This window comes from Flavobacterium sp. SM2513 (assembly GCF_050908145.1).
GTDB lineage: Bacteria > Bacteroidota > Bacteroidia > Flavobacteriales > Flavobacteriaceae > Flavobacterium.
Genome location: NZ_CP194228.1, coordinates 3,281,864 through 3,300,237, shown reverse-complemented (window position 1 = coordinate 3,300,237; position 18,374 = coordinate 3,281,864). Strand labels below are relative to the sequence as shown.

The following is an 18,374-nucleotide window of genomic DNA, read 5'->3' as shown; positions in this document are numbered from 1 at the left end:
AAAATCTGCTTTAGGAACGTCTCTGACTTTGCAGTATTTCCATTGGAGTTATATAAAAATTATACTATTATTTGAAAACGGCGCACGGAAAAATTTTCTAAATAGCTGCTATCTAGCAAAGCCCTACTTCAAGTATAGATGAAGTATAGATAATGTATGAAACGACTATTCGGTAAAAAAGGCAAAACGTAGAAAATTATAAACTAAATTCTGGAAAACATTTACAAAATGTAAAAACAGCTTTTGAAAATTTAGATTTAAAAGAAGCGATTGAAAAAGCGGCAAAGTCAATTGATCTAACAAATGATAATAAAATATTTAACCATCAAAGACGAGTCGGGTACATAGTGGCTCACCAGGGTTTTGAAATATTAAAAGACCGAAAAAAGGAATTAGAACTTAGCCAAAGCTTTGAAGAAATTTTGGTAATAACTGATGCGGTTTCAAATCATATTTATAGACTAGGAGTGTTGTGGAGTTATGATACTGCCTTACGAATTGGTTTCCAAAAGAAGGTATATCCTAAAAATGTTTATTTACAGGCAGGTGTTAAAAAAGGATATAAAAAAATACTCGATCAAAATTCTAAAATTAGATTTGTTGAGAAAGACCTATTTCCTCAAGAACTTCAAGTTCTGGAACCTAACGAAATCGAGAATTTTTTATGTATTTGGGGAAGTAACAAACAAAAAAATCAATTTTGTTAGAAGTAATTTAATTTTTTTTAAATTTACAATATGAATATAGAAAGTGTCCTAGCAATCCTAGCCAATTTTGTTGCCATTCTAGTGGCTGTTAAAAATGATACACCTAATATTTTCCTTTTTAAAAATACCTTTTTTTAACTTTTTATGACCCATTAAAATCTTCCGTGTCGTAAACTTTCCTTATACAGCATGAGTTGAGACCAAATCAGGATTCCAACCTGTGACCTGCCCGTATAAAATAGTTAATATATTGTTCACATATTTGTGAACAATTATCTATATTTGCAAAAGCATTTCACCATCAATATGGAAATTAAATTTCAAAAAAGATATTTAGAAGGTATATACCAAGGAAATACCAAGTCCTATAAAGAGTATAAATCAAACAAACAACTGGTATCCCAGTATGTCAAAACTATTAATAAATTGAAAGCTATTACACAAATTGAACAATTGTACCAAATTAAATCACTGAGATATGAAAAACTTACAGGTAGTTTAAAAGGATTGAGTTCTGTAGCAGTTAATATGCAGTACAGAATAATCTTTAAAGAAGTAGCTTCCACTTCAAATGAGTTACTAATCGATATTTTAGAAATCGAAGAGTTAAGCAAACATTACGAATAGTAAGAAATGAAACAATTGAAAAAATGACAACAAAAACACTCACACCTGCAATTGCAACTCATCCTGGTGAAATACTTTTAGATGAAATTATAGCAAACAATTTCTCTCAAATAGATTTTGCAAAAATGATTGGTTTCAGCAGAACACAATTAAATGAAATAATTAAGGGCAAACGAAACATCAACGCTGATTTAGCGCTACTTCTTGAAAAAACATTAGGCATCGATGCAGAATACTGGATGGAAGCACAAAAAAACTACGATTTAGACAAAGCAAGGATTGAAGCAAAAAACAAGCAACAATTAGAAGCTATTGAAGTTTGGAACGTAGCAAAAGACTTTATTCCAGTAACCTTCTATAAAAAAGAAAAAATAATCACAGGCAATCCGCTAATAGACATTCAAATTGTCAGAGATATTTATAACGTAGCTAATTTAGATCAATTAGCTGCATTAAGAGTACAACAAGCTTACGTGCGTTTTAAAAAATCCACAACATTAAAATACGATGTTGTAAATATTATGGGGTGGGTAAAACTAGTACAATTTAAAGCAAAGGAAATAGTAGTACCTGCTTTTGATCACGAAAACAAAGAGCAATTAGTTGAAGAACTTAAAACTATCATTTTAAAAAATAAAGAAGTGCTAAACAAAGTACAATCAAAATTGAAAGAGCACGGCATCAAGTTAATATATCAAACCAAAGGAGAAAAAACACCAGTAGACGGTGTGTCCTTTTGGAGTGAAGGAAATCCAGCAATTGGAATGACCTTAAGGCATAACAGATTAGATAATTTTGCCTTTACACTATTTCATGAATTAGGACATATTTATGAACATTTGGTAAACAATAATAGGGCGGAATTTATTGATCTTGACTTTAAAAATGAAGAAGAAGATTATAAAAACTCTACAGAAGAAAAACAGGCAGATGCATTTGCTCAAAATAGTTTGATACCTAATCAGGAATGGGAAACGTTTAAAAAAAATATTGCACTGAAAAACAATGATTACGACATAATCACCATTGCTAAAAAGTGGAACATACACCCCGCCATTGTTAGAGGTAGGGTTTGTTTTACATTAAATAATTATAAAAATTTTTCAACAATTAAAAATGAAATAAATTAATGCAGTTTTGGTTATTGTTAGCTTTTATATATTATCAATTTCTATTTATTCCCTCAAAAAACTAAAAAACCCATATCTATCTCCATATGGGTTTCTTATTATTTTAAAATAAAATTTATTTTTTATTTATCACTTGTTCTAATCGCAACATCATTTCATCCTTTTCTTTCAGCATGCGTTCGTACAAGGCAATTTTTTCCTCGTGTAGTTTAACCAACTGCTCAATTGGATTAATAGCACAATTTATATAACCTGAATTATTTGCTACAGCACCTTCGTGGAAGGTATTTGCAATAATATTCACCGCCTGCTCCTCATCAAAATTCTGAAACGCTTCCACCGGAATCTTCAAGGAACTGGAGATTTGCGATAGGATAGTGGTCTCAATCACCTCTTTTTGCTCCAACATAGAAATCTTCTTCTGGTTCCAGTCGATGCCTAAATCATAAGCCAATGCTTCTTGCTTGATGCCTAGCATTTCTCTGAAGCGCTTTACGTTTCTTCCTTGATGTATTTTTTGTTCCATAACGAATGTTAATTTTCTGAAGGCTCAAAGGTAAAGCCATTGGATTAAACTATTGCCTATCAAAGATAAAAAAATATCTTGTATGGTTGTGCTTTTTTTGCAGGATATTATAGTTGCATTTGGGATAAATTATCCAGCAGTTCCGCTTTTGGATTATAAGTTTGTCTATAGTCTCTTTTAGGGTCCTTTCGGTGTGATTCTGCAGCTTTGTGGTCTTTGTATTGGAATAGAGCAGTAGTATGATTAAACCGTTTACATCTTGAATGTTTGGTTGGAAGGTTAGGGAGTGATTGGTTGCATTTTTGCGGGATACGTTATTATTAAAACTGTTTAGTTTGAAGGGGAATGGGGGGAGTAAGGATTGAAGCGGAATGCCTACTATAGATAAGGTTTATGCAACTCTTTTTGAGTTGGCAGCGCATTTTAAGAAGAGTAGCGGATGATGAAATAGCATGAAAATTTAGTCTTTGCCCTACCTTTCAAGTAATTAGGATTCTTGATGAACTTTACGTGATGTTAATGAGATTGCTTCGTCGTACCTCCTCGCAATGACGGATTGGGGGAATGCAGTTGACTTAAGAATTGACTACTCCAATTAAAAACTATGTGTAAAATAACCAATAAATTAAAGTTTTGTACTTGCCAATCTACCTCTACGCATCGTTGGAAATATTAATCGTGTTTGTATTGGTTTACTAAAGATTAAAAATGAGTTTGTTGTTGGAGCAGTTTTTTGGCTGGTGATTTACTAGTTATACATTATGAAGTTACTAGCTTGTTTTTATAAAAGAGGCTGAATAAAGGACGTGCTTTTAATGTGGCATTGTGTTTTAAGTTTAAAGATGTGTTGGAAATAGTTTGCCTTAATACTATAAGATACCGTCTTTATAATGCTTATTCCTAAATTTAGTTGCAATCAAAATAAAATAATAAATAACTACAGTGTTTGTTATTTAACACAAATAAGCTATTTTTGATTGGAATAACATACATTATATAAAATGGCGGCTAAAAAACAAACTGTTTTTCCAAAGTATAATAAGGTATTGGAACACATGGGTGCAAACATCAAAATGGCTCGTAAAAGGCGAAAACTCACTATGGTTCAAGTAGTGGAGCGAGCAGATATTTCGAGGTCAACCTTACATTTAATTGAGTTGGGAAACACAAGTGTGGCAATGGGTGCCTATTTCAACGTGCTGCGTGTATTGGGACTTCAAGATGATTTTCTAAAACTAGCTGCAGACGATGAACTAGGAAGAAAACTCCAAGACCTGGAGCTTTTAAAATAAAAGAAACACTAAGCATTCCTATTATTCCCCTCCTTTCGAGAGGTGCCCATCGGGCGGGTAGGCTAAATTACAAAATAAGATGTCTACAAAAACCGATATATACGTTTACGCACATTGGCAAGAAATGGTAGAGTCAAAAATCATTGGTATATTATCTGCGCAACAGGCAAAAGGTAAAAAAGCATTTAGTTTTCAATACGATAAAGAGTGGCTCAAATCAGAGGAAAAATTCCTTTTAGATCCAGCTATTCAATTTTATAATGGTCCTCAATACCCAAATCAAAAAGAAAATTTCGGTATATTTTTAGACAGTATGCCCGACACTTGGGGTAGAACGTTAATGAAACGTAGCGCAGCACAAGAAGCAAAAGAAAAACAAGAAAAGGCACGAACGCCTTATGATATTGATTTCCTTTTAGGTGTTTGCGATGAAAGCCGTATGGGTGCATTACGTTTCAAGATAGACCCCAATGGAGACTTCTTGGATAGCACTAAAACAGCATCAATACCACCTTGGTCATCTATTCGAGAATTACAAAATGCAGCTGCAAATTTTGAAAACGATGCGGATCATGATGCCGCAAAAAAATGGTTGTCTGTTTTAATGGCTCCTGGTTCTTCATTGGGTGGAGCGAGACCTAAAGCTAACATTATAGATAATGATACAAGTCTTTGGATTGCCAAATTTCCTTCCAAAACAGACACTACAGATAAAGCAGCTTGGGAATTTTTAGCCTACCAACTAGCCATTAAAGCAGGAATTGAAATGGCTCCTTGTAGAATAGAAAAAATAATGGGCACTTATAACACCTTTTTCACCAAACGTTTTGATCGAGAAAACGGTGAAAGAATACACTTTGCCTCTGCAATGACCCTGACAGGATTTAATGAAGAGACGATAAGAGATAATCAGGCAAGTTACTTGGATTTAGCTGAATTTATTAGTTCGCATGGAGCAAACGTTGAAGCTAATTTACACCAACTTTGGCGAAGAATTATATTTAATATTGCAATATCCAACACAGATGATCATTTAAGAAACCACGGATTTATACTTACGAAAGCGGGTTGGATATTATCACCCGCATACGACCTAAATCCCTCTATAGATAAAGACGGTTTAGCGCTAAATATTGACACCGATACTAACGAACTGGATTTCGATCTAGCTAAAAGTGTTGGTGAATATTTCCGATTAGATGAAAAACAAATGGACGCCGTAATAAAAGAAGTAAATCAAGCAACCCGCAATTGGAAAACAATCGCAAAAGAACTTGGAATTACTAGGAGTGAAATAGAATTGATGACAAAAGCATTTAATAGGTAAATACTAGTAAATTAATCGGCTCAAATAGAATTGACTTTTTCTAAAAATGAATAAAACTTAAGATTACAAGTATATGCACATTCTTAAAATAATACACGGTTATCCACCAAATTACAATGCAGGTTCTGAAGTATACAGTCAATCTATTTGCAACGAACTATCCAAGCAACATAAAGTTTCTGTTTTTACCAGAGAGGAAAATCCGTATGCAAAAGATTTTACTATTCGTAAAGAAATAAAAAACGAAAACTTAAGCTTTTATTATGCCAATAATCCTCAAGGTAAAGATGGTTATAGACATAGTCAATTGGATGTTAATTTTGCAACTTTAATTGGGGAAATTAAACCTGACCTTGTACATATAGGACATCTAAATCACTTATCAACTGGAATTATTGACGAACTTAATAAAGTAAAAATCCCAATAGTTTTTACATTGCACGACTTTTGGTTGATGTGTCCAAGAGGTCAGTTTTTAACTCGAAGCATTGGTAAAGAAGATAATTTTCAATTGTGTACAAAACAAGAAGATAAAAAGTGCGCTACCAGCTGTTATGAAGTTTATTTTAGTGGTAAAGTGGAAGAGGTAAAGCAGGACATAGCTAATTGGACCAGTTGGATTCATAATCGTATGCAGGAAACGAAAGCAATAATTGATAAAGTAAACCTCTTTATTGCACCTTCAAATTATTTAAGAGATCGTTTTATTAGCGATTTTAATGTTCCAGAGCATAAAATAATTTATGTAGATTATGGATTTCCAGTGGAATATTTAACCCAAACTGAAAAATCAGAAGAGAAAACCAACTATACGTTTGGTTATATTGGAACCCATATTCCTGCAAAAGGAATCAATATGTTGATTGAAGCTTTTTCAAAAATTGAAAATCCAGCAACACTCAAAATATTTGGTAGAGATAATGGTCAAAGTACAAAAGCCTTGAAGCAACTTGCAAAATCATCTATTAATCCAATTGAATTTCATGGGGAATACATCAATCATAATTTAGCCAATGATGTCTTTTCAAACATTGATTGTATTGTCGTACCATCCATTTGGGCTGAAAATTCTCCATTGGTAATTCATGAAGCACAATCTTGCAAAATACCAGTAATAACAGCTGATTTTGGAGGGATGAAAGAATACGTGAATCATAAAGTAAATGGATTACTATTCGATCATAGAAACACAAAATCACTTCAAGAACAATTAGCGTTTGCTATTGAAAACGCTGAAGTGATGCAAGAATTTGGTAACAAAGGTTATTTATATTCTAATGACGGAAGCGTTCCAGACATAGTAAACCATTGTAAAGAATTAGAAGAAATATACAACATGTTTACACACTCAAATAATTTATGGCGCATTACAATAGACACCAATCCAGAAGATTGTAATCTAAAATGTATCATGTGCGAAGAACATAGTCCATACAGTAATTTTATTCCAAATTTATACAAAGAAACAGGTATAAAAAGAAGAAGAATGAAGTTTGAAACCGTAGAAAGTATTTTCAATCAAGCTAAAGCACTAGGCGTTTCCGAAATAATTCCATCAACAATGGGCGAACCTTTATTGTATAAAGAATTTGATAAAATATTTGAATTATCAAAGCATCATAATATCAAAATTAACCTTACAACTAACGGAACATTTCCAAAGAAAACAGTTTTAGAATGGGCAAAATTAATAGTTCCCAATACAACCGATATAAAAATCAGTTGGAATGGTGCTACTAAAGAAACAGCTGAAAAAATAATGCTTGGTGTTGATTTTGAACAAACAATTTCAAATATTAAAGAGTTTATTAAGTTTCGAGATGTATACTATCAAGAAAATGGATATTTCTGCCGCGTTACACTGCAATTAACTTTTATGCAGAACAATATGCATGAGCTAGCTGATGTAATAAAACTAGCTGCTAGTCTGGGTGTGGATAGAGTGAAAGGACATCAACTTTGGGCTCATTTTGAAGAGATAAAATCACTTTCAATGAAAGAATCTAATGATTCTATAATGCAATGGAATAATTTTGTTAATGAAGCCTATTTAGCTCAAGAAAATTATAGAAAACCAAATGGTGAAAAAGTAATTTTAGAAAACATTATTCCCATAGAAGAAAATAGTAATGAAGAGGTTCCTGATGCATATGAATGTCCATTTTTGACAAAAGAACTTTGGATTTCAGCCACTGGAAAAATTGCTCCATGTTGTGCTCCAGATAATTTAAGAAAAGAATTAGGCGATTTCGGAACTATTGAAGAATATTCTGTTGAGGAAGTTTTAAAAAGTGATACTTATACAGAATTAGTAGCTAATTATAAATTGAAACCACTTTGTAAAACCTGTACTATGCGTAAACCTACAAATTAAATACATGAATACAAATAATAAAATTGCACTATTAATTAGACATGCTGATAGGGATGATATTCCTGAAGGTTCATTTGGGAATGATGTTTTATTAAATAAAATAGGACAAGCAAATGCTTTTAACTATGGTGATAAATTAAAAAATCAGCAAATCACTAAAATTTATTGTAGCCCAGTTCCAAGATGTGTCCAAACAGCTGAATTTATTAGTAAAGGATATGGTAAAACTATTGAGATAATAGAAAATGTTGCGCTAGGTGCTCCAGGATTACATATAAATGATGAAAAAATTGCAGGTGAATTTTATTTAGAACATGGTTTTGATGTAATGTATGAGAGTTTTAAAAATGGAACAATTATTCCAGGAATGGCAACTCTTGAAAGTTTCAATCAAGATATGAATGATTTTATTCATAAAAACACTAATGAAAATGAAACTACGATTTTCATTACACACGATATGTTGATTGCTTTTTACCATTTCAGTATCAACAAAACAGTTTACACAAAAGAAAATTGGGTAAATTACTTATCAGGAATAACTTTTAAAAACGGGGTAAATGAAAGATGATTTAAAGTCATTATTCACGGAACATTGGAAATATATGGCTGTAAATACAGCATGTAAATTAAACCTGTTTGATGCCATTGAAAATAAGCAGCTTAATGCAAACCAATTAGCGGAACAACTAAATTTAGACAATAATTCACTTGAAACATTGCTAAAGGCATTAGTGTCAATTACTTTTTTAGAATCAGAAAGGGGAATCTATTTTTTAAATGAAGTCTCTTTGCAACTAACAGAGAATCATCCCAAAAGTTTAAAATATGCTTCTATGGTTTGGGCAGACGAACATTTAACCGCTTGGCAAAATTTAGACTATTCCATAAAAACCGGTGAATCTTCTTTCAGTCATCTAAAAGATGAAAACTATTTTGATTATCTAAATAATCATCCAGAACAATTGGATAAATACCACAAAGCAATGTTCGAATATGCAAGGGATGATTATGCAACTTTACCATTAAAAATTGATTTTAAAAATCATAAATCAATAATGGATGTTGGTGGTGGATATGGTGCTGCAATTTCTGTGATAAAAGCAAATCATCCAGCAATGGATTGTGCTCTGCTAGACCTGAAAAAAGTAATTGAGAATTGTGATTTAACAACAATAAAAGTAATTGAAGGAGACTTTTTTTTAGCCATTCCCAGTGGGTATGAGGCTTTACTTTTGTCACGAATTTTACACGATTGGAATGATGAAAAATGTAAAATCATACTTGACAATTGTTTTAAAGCTTTACCAAAAGGAGGGACTTTATATGTCATCGAAAATTGTTCTGATTTAATCACGGTCGATTTATCCTTACTGTCATTAAACATGTTGGCCATGTGTGAAAGTTACGAAAGAACTCTATCCGAGTATACTGTATTAGTTAGTAGCGCTGGATTTATTATGGAAAGCACAAAAAAATTAAATGATTTACAAACCATTCTATTATTTGAAAAACCATGAATTGGAACGATATAAAAGTATCTGATGATACTACGCATTTTATTTACGAAGGGAATATGATTTTTGACAGCTATTTTCTTGAAGTTTTAAAATTTCATGCACCAGGTTTAGCACCCGTTTTAGATCAATCAGGAGCATTTCATATAGATAGTAATGGAAATGATTTATATGAAGAAAGATACGATAGAACATTTGGTTTTTATTGTAATAGAGCTGCAGTGATGACTACCGAAGGCTGGTTTCACGTCAATGAAAAAGGCGACAGGTTGTATCAGAATAATTATGCTTGGGCAGGTAATTTTCAAGAGCACGTTTGTGCTGTTCGCGATATGGTTAACAGTTATTTCCATATTGATTTAAATGGGGATAGATGCTACAATGAAAACTATAGGTATGCTGGTGATTTTAAAGATCGAATTGCATGTGTACAATTAGAAAATGGTAGATTCAAACACATTGATACTGATGGTGCTTTTATTAATAGTTCTGCGTTTCTTGATTTAGGCGTTTATCATAAAAATTTTGCCACTGCAAAAGACGAGGAGGGGTGGTTTCATATAGATAAGCAGGGGTTGGCGTTGTATAAGGAAAGGTACCTTCTTATTGAGCCTTATTACAATGGTTTTGCGTTAGTGACAAAATTTAATACTGACAAACAAATTATTGATGAACGAGGAGTAGCGATTTTAGCGTTATGATCCAATAGGCTTTGCGATGCAACACCATTTAACCGCTCCAGGTGATTGTATGCTGACAGTCTTATGCGTGTGAACTAGCTTAGTCTGCGGGAATTTAGATTTTAGTATGGGAGATCCGCACTGAAAGAGAATGATCTTATTCAGTTTTTTTGGTTTACGGATGAATTCAATCGTTTGTAAGGTTTTTTTTCTGCTGCAATTTGACTTCAAATAATTCAATTGCATATTGCCATCGGAACTAATTAAAGGTTTTTTTTAAACGTATCGTCATTATACTATGTACTTCTTATTTCTAAGGCTTAAAATTGTATAATTAACATTAAATTTAGGTTAAAAAAGTAGATATGGTAATTTTGTGCTACTAATTGGTTAAAATGTGCTATTGAAGTAATGCTATTAGAACTAAATTTGGATTATACTAAAAAACTAAATTATGAGTAATACAGTTAAAAGACCTGATTTTAAGGCTACATACGACAATTATATAGGCGGGAAATTTACCGCTCCAATCAAGGGCAATTATTTTGATGTGGTGTCGCCCATTGACGGAAAAGTGTTCACACAAGCGGCACATTCTACGAAAGAAGATATTGAATTTGCTGTGGATAAAGCCCACGAAGCATTCAAAACTTGGGAAAAAACTTCGGTAACAGAACGCAGTATTTTATTGAATAAAATTGCACAAAAAATAGAAGATAATTTAGAATATCTTGCTGCTGTAGAAACGGTGGATAATGGAAAACCCATTAGAGAAACACTTGCTGCAGATATGCCGCTGGTTGTTGATCATTTCAGGTATTTTGCAGGTGTCATTAGAGCCGAAGAAAGTTCGATTGCAGAGTTGGATTCCAATACAGTTTCAATCGCTTTAAGCGAGCCACTTGGTGTTGTAGCTCAAATCATTCCTTGGAATTTCCCTATTTTGATGGCGGTCTGGAAACTCGCTCCAGCACTTGCAGCGGGAAATACGGTGGTTTTGAAACCTGCAGAAAGTACACCCATTTCTATCTTGGTTTTGATGGAGTTAATTGGGGATATTTTACCTCCGGGAGTCATTAATATTGTCAATGGTTTTGGAGCAGAACTGGGAAGGCATTTGGTCACCAACAAAAAAGTATCAAAAGCAGCTTTTACTGGGTCAACCACTACAGGACGTTTAGTAATGCAATATGCAACAGAAAATATCATTCCGGTAACGTTGGAATTGGGTGGAAAATCGCCTAATGTTTTTATGAAATCGGTAGCGGATCACGACGATGACTTTTTTGATAAAGCAGTTGAAGGAGCGGTAATGTTTGCTTTAAATCAAGGTGAAATTTGTACGTCTCCATCAAGGTTATTGGTGCATGAAGACATTTACGACAAATTCATGGCAAAAGTGATTGAGCGAACCGAAGCTATTGTTGCAGGAAATCCGCTTGATAAAACGACCATGATTGGGGCTCAAGCGTCGATTGTGCAGAAAGAAAAAATCTTGTCTTACCTTAAATTAGGTGTTGAAGAAGGCGCTGAATTATTGACTGGTGGAGGAATAAATCAGTTGGGACCCGAATTAGATGGCGGTTATTATATTCAGCCAACGATTTTCAAAGGACATAATAAAATGCGTATTTTTCAAGAAGAAATTTTCGGACCTGTATTGGCCGTTACTACTTTTAAAACGACCGAAGAAGCCATCGAAATTGCAAATGACACCATGTATGGTTTAGGAGCGGGGGTTTGGACGCGTGATGCACACGAAATTTATCAAGTGCCAAGAGCCATTAAAGCGGGTCGGGTTTGGGTCAACCAATACCATTCGTATCCGGCAGGAGCTCCTTTTGGAGGTTACAAGCAATCTGGAATTGGTCGCGAAAATCATAAAATGATGTTGGGCCATTACCGTCAAACTAAAAACATGCTGATTTCTTATGATAAAAAGAAATTAGGTTTCTTTTAATTTTTAATTGTTGGAAAGCGCACTGCTGAAAAGTGGTGCTTTTTTTATAAAAAAAACTAAGTACGATGGAAAAAATGAAAGCCGCTCGATGGCATGCAGCAAAAGACATTAGAGTAGAAGAGACGGAAATACCTACAACGGGGAAACAACAAGTGAAAATCGAAGTTCAATTTGCAGGAATTTGCGGGTCGGATTTACATGAATATACCCATGGCCCCATGTTGATTCCAGTGAATCAGCCTTATCCATTGAATGGACATCAAGGCGTAACTACATTAGGGCATGAATTTGCAGGAATTATTAGCGAAATTGGAGCGGGCGTTAAACATTTAAAAGTTGGAGATCGCGTAGTAGTGGAACCTCTTTTTAAGAATCCAGACAGTCCGTTTATCACTAATGGAAATTACAACCTTTCAGAACCGCTTGGTTTTGTAGGATTGACTTCCAATGGAGGTTTTGCCAAGTACACGGTTGTGGAGGATTATATGGTACATAAAATTCCTGATACGATGAGTTACGAACAAGGCGCACTTGTAGAACCGGCTGCTGTTGCTGTTTATGCGGTATTGCAAAGCGGGATGACGCTTGGTCAAACTTGTTTGATTTATGGTGCAGGTCCTATTGGGCTTTTATGTGTTCAGGCGGCAATTGCAGCTGGAGCTACTGAAGTTATAGTGGTTGATATTGCTGAAAAACGTTTGGAAAAAGCCAAAGAAATTGGAGCGACCACCGTTATCAATGGAAAAAGTGAAGCTATACCTAAGCAAATTAAAGAATTGACGAATGGGGGTGTAGATATCTTCTTAGATGCAGCAGGTGTTCAAGCATCCTTTGATGGAGGAATTGCAAGTTTGAAAAATGGTGGAACTGCCGTTTTGGTAGCCTTGTTTGGAAAACCAGTAACCCACGATGCATTTGATCAGGTGGTACGCGAAATTACCGTTAAAGGAATAATTGCTTACCGAAATATATTTCCGCAAGTTATTGAATTGATTAATTTGGGCAGAATGCCCGTTGAAAAATTAGTTACTAAGCGCATTACATTAGACGAAATTGTTACTGAAGGTTTTGAAGCACTGGTTTCTAATCCGTCGCAGGTCAAAATATTAGTGGACATTCAGGGTTAATCAAAAAGGAACAAATTTATTTAAAACCAATACAGTCTTACTTATTTTAAAGAAAGACTGTATTATAATTTTTAAAACGTATGATAAAAAGAATTGACGCTACACCCGAAGCACTGGCACTTATAGCCGTTTTGAAAGAAAAACACGGCGATTTAATGTTCTACCAAGCGGGAGGATGTTGTGAAGGTACCCAGCCTCAATGTTTTGAAAAAGGGGGTTTTTACCAACGGATGGGAGATGTTTGCATTGGCGAAATTGAAGGAACCGAATTTTGGGTGGATAACGATTTATTTGAATACTGGAAACATGCCCATTTTACATTAAAAGTCATTGACGCTTTTGGAGCAGGTGGGTTTTCGTTAGAGTCGCCTCTTAAGAAATCTTTTCAAATAGAATACCGACTCTTTACCGCTGAAGAAGCAGAAAACTTGGAGCCGTTGCGCTTTATCGAGTAGTTTTAATTTACATATAAACTTTGGTACTGTTTCGGTGTAATTCCTTCGTGTTTTTTGAACAAGCGACTGAAGTAATTTGCATTTTCAAAACCTGATAAATAGCACACTTCGTTGATTTGAATGGAAGGATTGGACAGTAGTTTTTTAGCACATTTTACTTTTTCTTTTAAAATATATTCCATCGGACTCATGCCTAATTCTCGTTTGAAAAAGCGGTAAAAAGAAGTGGTACTCATACTCGAAATGGCACTTAGTTTTTTCAAACTGATGTCTTCTTTTAAGTTTTTTCGAATGTACTCTACAATATAGTAAATAGGCGTACTTTTCACCTCGTTTAACACCGGATTTTCAAAGGATTTAATGGTTTGTGTTTGAATAATCCGTACCAATAACTCTTGTAAAGTTAAATCAGCGATTACATCTTTGGTAATTGACGTACTCATGCATTCCTTAACCAGTTTATTGATTGTAGTGGCTAAATCGAAATTATTATAGAAAAAATAATTTTGATAATCCAATTGCCAAAATTGTTCTCTTCCTTCCTTTGGATAGCGTTCGTTAAGGAAATTTAAAGTATCGGCAATTTTATTTTGGTCGATAGCAAGAGCAATACATTGAGTAGGGTTATTAGCAGAAGCTTCAGGAAAATCAATCTTCATCTCGACGTTGGAAGGAATTACGACTGTTTCTCCTGGTAAATACTCAAACTCAGGGTCTTCAAATAGATGCATTACTTTTTTTCCACGTAGCATGCTTGTAACCACTAAATCATTGAATTTTAATGGAACTAATTGGGACTGCTGATAGGTTTCAAATATATTTAGTTCACAGTGGTTTAACGAATAGACCGATCTGTTTTCAACTAAGGTTTTTAACGATTTTTCATTTGTTAATGCAGGAAGGTGCAACAAGTTTTTCTGTGCATTCATAATTAATACCTTTAAAAAAGAAGTCTTTAAAGGTAAAAAAATCAGGTTAAAGTAAACTACAATTGTAGTATTTTAACTAAAGTAATTCCTCCACGTGCTTCTTAATATTTTCGGCTATCTTTTGGGTAGGAAGGTCGTTTTCATCATTCCCGAAAGGGTCTTCAATTTCTTCCGCAATTAACTCTAAACTAGCCAACACATAAAAGATAAAAACCACCACAGGAATTACATAATTTCCCAAACTGAATGCGTACCCAAAGGGCAAAGTCATGATGTAGAAGAAAATAAACTTCTTGATAAAAGCACTGTAGGAGTAGGGTATGGGTGTGTTTTTAATGCGTTCGCAAGCCCCACAAACATCTGTAAAAGACTTGATTTCATCGTTCAAAATGATTAATTGGTCTCCCGTTATTTGACCTGAAACGTACAATTTATTGGTGCGTTCAAAGATTTTCTTTGCCACTTGATTGGGTAAATGAATTTGATGGTCAATTTCCAATTCTAAATCGTCAAAAAGTTGCAGCGCGGTTTCCTCGTTTTTTAAATGCTTGTTTAGCACGGTAGCGTAATGCGGAATAATCGTTCTAAAAAAAGCTTTATCTTCTTCTGAAGTAAGCATAACACTTAATTTCAGTGCAAAATTCCGACTGGTATTGACTAAACTTCCCCATAATTTTCGACCTTCCCACCATCTATCATACGCGGTGTTGGTTCTAAAAACGAGCAATAATGAAATTACAAAACCCAACATACCATGCATGATGGTAATGTTTTTAATGTTGCTGTTGGAAGACAAATTAAAATATTCTACTTCCAAGTATTCAATGATAAAACAATACAAACCGATGGCAAGCATTATTGGAATCAGTTTTCGAAACGTGTCTCCTTTGTGAAAACGAAAAATAAAAGTAAACCAATCTTTAGTATTGTATGAAACCATCCCTTTTTTTTTGAGGAAATAAAAGTAGCTTTTTCTAATTTAAATCCAAGTTTCCAGCCCATTCTTTTAGGGCATTTTCCGAAAGTTGTGCTTGAAACGGAGTTGAAGTGTTTCGGAATTTGGCATAGACCTACTAAAATGGTGCTGTTCCTATTAAAGTCTAACATTTTCCAATAAAAAATCCCAACATAATGGCCATTAGATTGGGGTTTTTAGTGCAAACAGCTATCCGTTGTAGCTAAGGTGGTTTTTGGGAAATGGATATTTTATTTCTGAAGGGTTGGGATATTTTTATATATTTGAGAAATAAATAAAGTTTGACGTTTGTCAGACCTATACACCCAAATTTGGGTAGATAAGTCTGATTTTATCAGACCTATATACTAGTTATAGCCAATGCTAGAAGAAATTTCAATCATGAAATATTATATATGAGACTAATTCCCTTTTCGATTGCCTTTCTTTTATGTGGTTATTTCTCTTTTGGGCAACCCTCTCAGAACATTAGTTTTTATTTTAAACTATTCGATGATCAAGGAAAACCAGTGAATTATGAACACTTTTGCGCGGATTATAAATTCTCTTTAATGGGCCTTACCGCCTGCACAAATAAGCATATGTCTAAATCCTATACGTATAGCGAGGCAACCCAGTATTTCAATGGATCAGGATCCGTAGTCTATAATGATTTAGAAAGAATCTTTGTGCATGAAAAAGATACAATGACCTTAATTCTTCTAACAGATGGTGGGAAAAGGACTGAGTATAGAATCGACTCATTGTATGTAAAGCCGGGAAAATACGTGGTTGAAGACCCAAATTCAAATTCTATAGATTTTGAAAAAGCTGAAATAGCTTATTACAATTGGCTATTGAAGCATGTCCTACACATAAGAAAACAAATCTATAATTATCAAAATAACTCGCAATATATCGAGTTGAATAAATTAAAATGTAAGTACAAAATAGATTCAGAAGATAACTCTAAGAAAGCAAAACTTTATTAAGTTGAAAGCCTTGAACTACCTCGGACATTTAAATTTAGAATACTATGCCATATTGGTATTTCAAAATTAATATAATAAGACAAACACATTCCGAATCTATGAATGAAAGACATATGAGATTAATACCATGAAAATATTACTTTTCCTTTTTACTATTCTACTTTTCCCCAATTGCAAGAACAGAGAAGAATCGAACTCCAAGATTAGAGCAACAGATGGCGTGGAATCTGAGATTGTAAAAACAACAAGTTTAGAAGACAATCCCGAAACCGACAATGAACACGTTGATACTTTTTCTAAAAAAAGTCAGACGTTTAATATCAATGGCATAAGCTGCTTTTGGGAACTTACACTTTTTCTTTATAGAGGTGAAAAAGGAGGTACAGGAAAATTAGAATTGAAAAACAAAAAAAATGGTAAAATAATATTAAACAAGGACGAAGACTATTATTATCTTGACCATCTTGGAGTTGTTGATGATTTGCAATTAAGTGACGATATAGTCAAGGATGCCAATTTCGATGGATACAAAGATATTATACTTTATAACAGAGGTGCTTCAGGCAGTGCAGGAGATTTCTCCGATATTTTCCTATTCAATCCCCTAAATAGAATATATAAAAAATGTGAAACCTTGTCTGGTTATGAAGTTAATATAGATACTATAACAAAAACTGTTTCTTCATATGCTAAAAACGGTGCAGGATATAACGTAACTGACACTATCCATTTTGGCAAAAATGGAAAAATTAAATACTCCGAAGTAACTGAAAGAGAAAAGATAAACAAAAGTGATGGAAAACCTCTTTTTAAGATAACTTATAACAAGGTTATGAATGATAAAATAGTAAAAACCAAAATTGACACTGTAGCTGATTATTAATGAAAAAAGCACTGGCTATAACACACGCTAAAATGCAATTGCCAAATTTGTTCTTGCGGGAAGATTTTCTTCACGAATTATATTTATCTTGGCCGAAAGTTCTCGGCTCGCTTTGATTGGCAACTGACATTTAGCGCGAGGACGTTATGTGCAAACTTATTCAACACTATCAATGAAAGAAACATTTAAAGTATCTCAATTTATAAATCCTAATTTTAAAAACGTTACAACTTGTTCAATTACTGATTCAATTGAGAAGGGAAAAACATTGATGTTATTAAACGACTTTTCACAGATTCCAGTTTTAAATAGCGAAAACAAAATAATTGGAGCCATTAGTTGGAAATCTATTGGGAAATCAGAAGTAGTCGGAACGAATAGCGAAAATATTACCGAATATCTTGAAGAACCAGCAATAGTAAAAGAGACAAATGATTTCCTAAAATACATTAAGCTTGTAGCAAAAAAAGATTACATTTTAGTGGTAAACAGCACTGAAGAACTAGTTGGAATAATAACAACTTACGATATGACAATTCAATTCAAAGACTTTTTAGTTCCATTTTTGAAACTTGGGATAATTGAAGATTGTCTAAAATATTTAATTACAAAGAAATCTCTAACAATAAAAAAGGATATCAACGACTTAACATTTGGTGAGTACAAGAAAATTTTCGATAATGAGGATAACTGGAATTTACTAAATTTAAAAAATATCGACAGACAAATTTTTATTGAGAAGCTTGACCAAATTCGACTAATCAGAAATACAATTGCGCATTATAAACCCGAAGGAATTGACAGCGCGCAAAAATTTGCAGTAGATTCTTTTAGTGACATATTACAAAAAGTCTGCACATAACAGCTAGGGTTTCGCTGGGCTTGAAAAGCCA

The 18,374-nt window shown here is 33.6% G+C and carries 18 protein-coding genes; 15 read left to right on the top strand and 3 right to left on the bottom strand.

What is annotated here, in order from left to right:
• The first annotated feature begins 347 nt into the window (after positions 1–347).
• The 3 genes from ACQ5J2_RS14105 to ACQ5J2_RS14095 all read left to right on the top strand — a co-directional run bounded on the left by ACQ5J2_RS14105 (position 348) and on the right by ACQ5J2_RS14095 (position 2,464).
• Positions 348–707, top strand: coding sequence for a hypothetical protein (locus ACQ5J2_RS14105; RefSeq protein WP_432671098.1), 360 nt, complete (start codon positions 348–350; stop codon positions 705–707).
• A gap of 306 nt (positions 708–1,013) precedes the next feature.
• Entirely contained in the window at positions 1,014–1,334 is a 321-nt protein-coding gene (locus tag ACQ5J2_RS14100) for a type II toxin-antitoxin system RelE/ParE family toxin (RefSeq protein ID WP_432671097.1), read from the top strand.
• 23 nt (positions 1,335–1,357) lie between these two features.
• Positions 1,358–2,464 (top strand): HigA family addiction module antitoxin, encoded by a 1,107-nt coding sequence (locus tag ACQ5J2_RS14095; protein WP_432671096.1) that lies wholly within the window; start codon positions 1,358–1,360, stop codon positions 2,462–2,464.
• Positions 2,465–2,579: 115 nt separating this feature from the next.
• Here the strand turns inward: ACQ5J2_RS14095 and ACQ5J2_RS14090 are convergent, their stop codons facing one another.
• Positions 2,580–2,990 (bottom strand): XRE family transcriptional regulator, encoded by a 411-nt coding sequence (locus ACQ5J2_RS14090; RefSeq protein WP_432671095.1) that lies wholly within the window; start codon positions 2,988–2,990, stop codon positions 2,580–2,582.
• 1,001 nt (positions 2,991–3,991) lie between these two features.
• Here ACQ5J2_RS14090 and ACQ5J2_RS14085 point away from each other — a divergent pair.
• The 9 genes from ACQ5J2_RS14085 (at position 3,992) to ACQ5J2_RS14045 (ending at position 13,722) form a co-directional block, all read left to right on the top strand.
• Complete coding sequence (locus tag ACQ5J2_RS14085) at positions 3,992–4,282, top strand: helix-turn-helix domain-containing protein (protein WP_432671094.1); 291 nt, start codon at positions 3,992–3,994, stop codon at positions 4,280–4,282.
• A 79-nt stretch (positions 4,283–4,361) separates the two neighbouring features.
• Complete coding sequence (locus tag ACQ5J2_RS14080) at positions 4,362–5,609, top strand: type II toxin-antitoxin system HipA family toxin (RefSeq protein ID WP_432671093.1); 1,248 nt, start codon at positions 4,362–4,364, stop codon at positions 5,607–5,609.
• Positions 5,610–5,682: 73 nt separating this feature from the next.
• Positions 5,683–7,983: a glycosyltransferase gene (locus ACQ5J2_RS14075; RefSeq protein WP_432671092.1), complete on the top strand. Its 2,301-nt coding sequence runs from the start codon at positions 5,683–5,685 to the stop codon at positions 7,981–7,983.
• Between the two features lie 4 nt (positions 7,984–7,987).
• A complete protein-coding gene (locus ACQ5J2_RS14070; RefSeq protein ID WP_432671091.1) occupies positions 7,988–8,554 on the top strand; it encodes a histidine phosphatase family protein in 567 nt (188 codons plus the stop codon).
• Entirely contained in the window at positions 8,544–9,503 is a 960-nt protein-coding gene (locus ACQ5J2_RS14065) for a methyltransferase (protein WP_432671090.1), read from the top strand. The genes ACQ5J2_RS14070 and ACQ5J2_RS14065 overlap by 11 nt, the downstream gene beginning before the upstream one ends.
• Positions 9,500–10,201 (top strand): WG repeat-containing protein, encoded by a 702-nt coding sequence (locus tag ACQ5J2_RS14060; protein WP_432671089.1) that lies wholly within the window; start codon positions 9,500–9,502, stop codon positions 10,199–10,201. Before ACQ5J2_RS14065 ends, ACQ5J2_RS14060 begins: the two co-directional genes overlap by 4 nt.
• A gap of 433 nt (positions 10,202–10,634) precedes the next feature.
• Positions 10,635–12,140, top strand: coding sequence for an aldehyde dehydrogenase family protein (locus ACQ5J2_RS14055; protein WP_432671088.1), 1,506 nt, complete (start codon positions 10,635–10,637; stop codon positions 12,138–12,140).
• 65 nt (positions 12,141–12,205) lie between these two features.
• Complete coding sequence (locus tag ACQ5J2_RS14050; protein WP_432671087.1) at positions 12,206–13,267, top strand: 2,3-butanediol dehydrogenase; 1,062 nt, start codon at positions 12,206–12,208, stop codon at positions 13,265–13,267.
• 80 nt (positions 13,268–13,347) lie between these two features.
• Entirely contained in the window at positions 13,348–13,722 is a 375-nt protein-coding gene (locus tag ACQ5J2_RS14045) for a DUF779 domain-containing protein (RefSeq protein WP_432671086.1), read from the top strand.
• Positions 13,723–13,724: 2 nt separating this feature from the next.
• On the opposite strand, the gene ACQ5J2_RS14040 is transcribed toward ACQ5J2_RS14045, so the two are convergent.
• Positions 13,725–14,651, bottom strand: a complete 927-nt coding sequence (locus ACQ5J2_RS14040; protein ID WP_432671085.1) for an AraC family transcriptional regulator — start codon at positions 14,649–14,651, stop codon at positions 13,725–13,727.
• Positions 14,652–14,727: 76 nt separating this feature from the next.
• Complete coding sequence (locus ACQ5J2_RS14035; protein WP_432671084.1) at positions 14,728–15,591, bottom strand: bestrophin family protein; 864 nt, start codon at positions 15,589–15,591, stop codon at positions 14,728–14,730.
• 431 nt (positions 15,592–16,022) lie between these two features.
• On the opposite strand from ACQ5J2_RS14035, the gene ACQ5J2_RS14030 reads away from it, so the two are divergent.
• From ACQ5J2_RS14030 to ACQ5J2_RS14020, 3 genes are all read left to right on the top strand, one after another.
• Positions 16,023–16,598 (top strand): hypothetical protein, encoded by a 576-nt coding sequence (locus ACQ5J2_RS14030; RefSeq protein ID WP_432671083.1) that lies wholly within the window; start codon positions 16,023–16,025, stop codon positions 16,596–16,598.
• Between the two features lie 127 nt (positions 16,599–16,725).
• On the top strand, positions 16,726–17,481 hold the full coding sequence (locus ACQ5J2_RS14025; protein WP_432671082.1) for an XAC2610-related protein: 756 nt from the start codon (positions 16,726–16,728) through the stop codon (positions 17,479–17,481).
• 172 nt (positions 17,482–17,653) lie between these two features.
• A complete protein-coding gene (locus ACQ5J2_RS14020; RefSeq protein ID WP_432671081.1) occupies positions 17,654–18,343 on the top strand; it encodes a CBS domain-containing protein in 690 nt (229 codons plus the stop codon).
• Positions 18,344–18,374 lie beyond the last annotated feature (31 nt).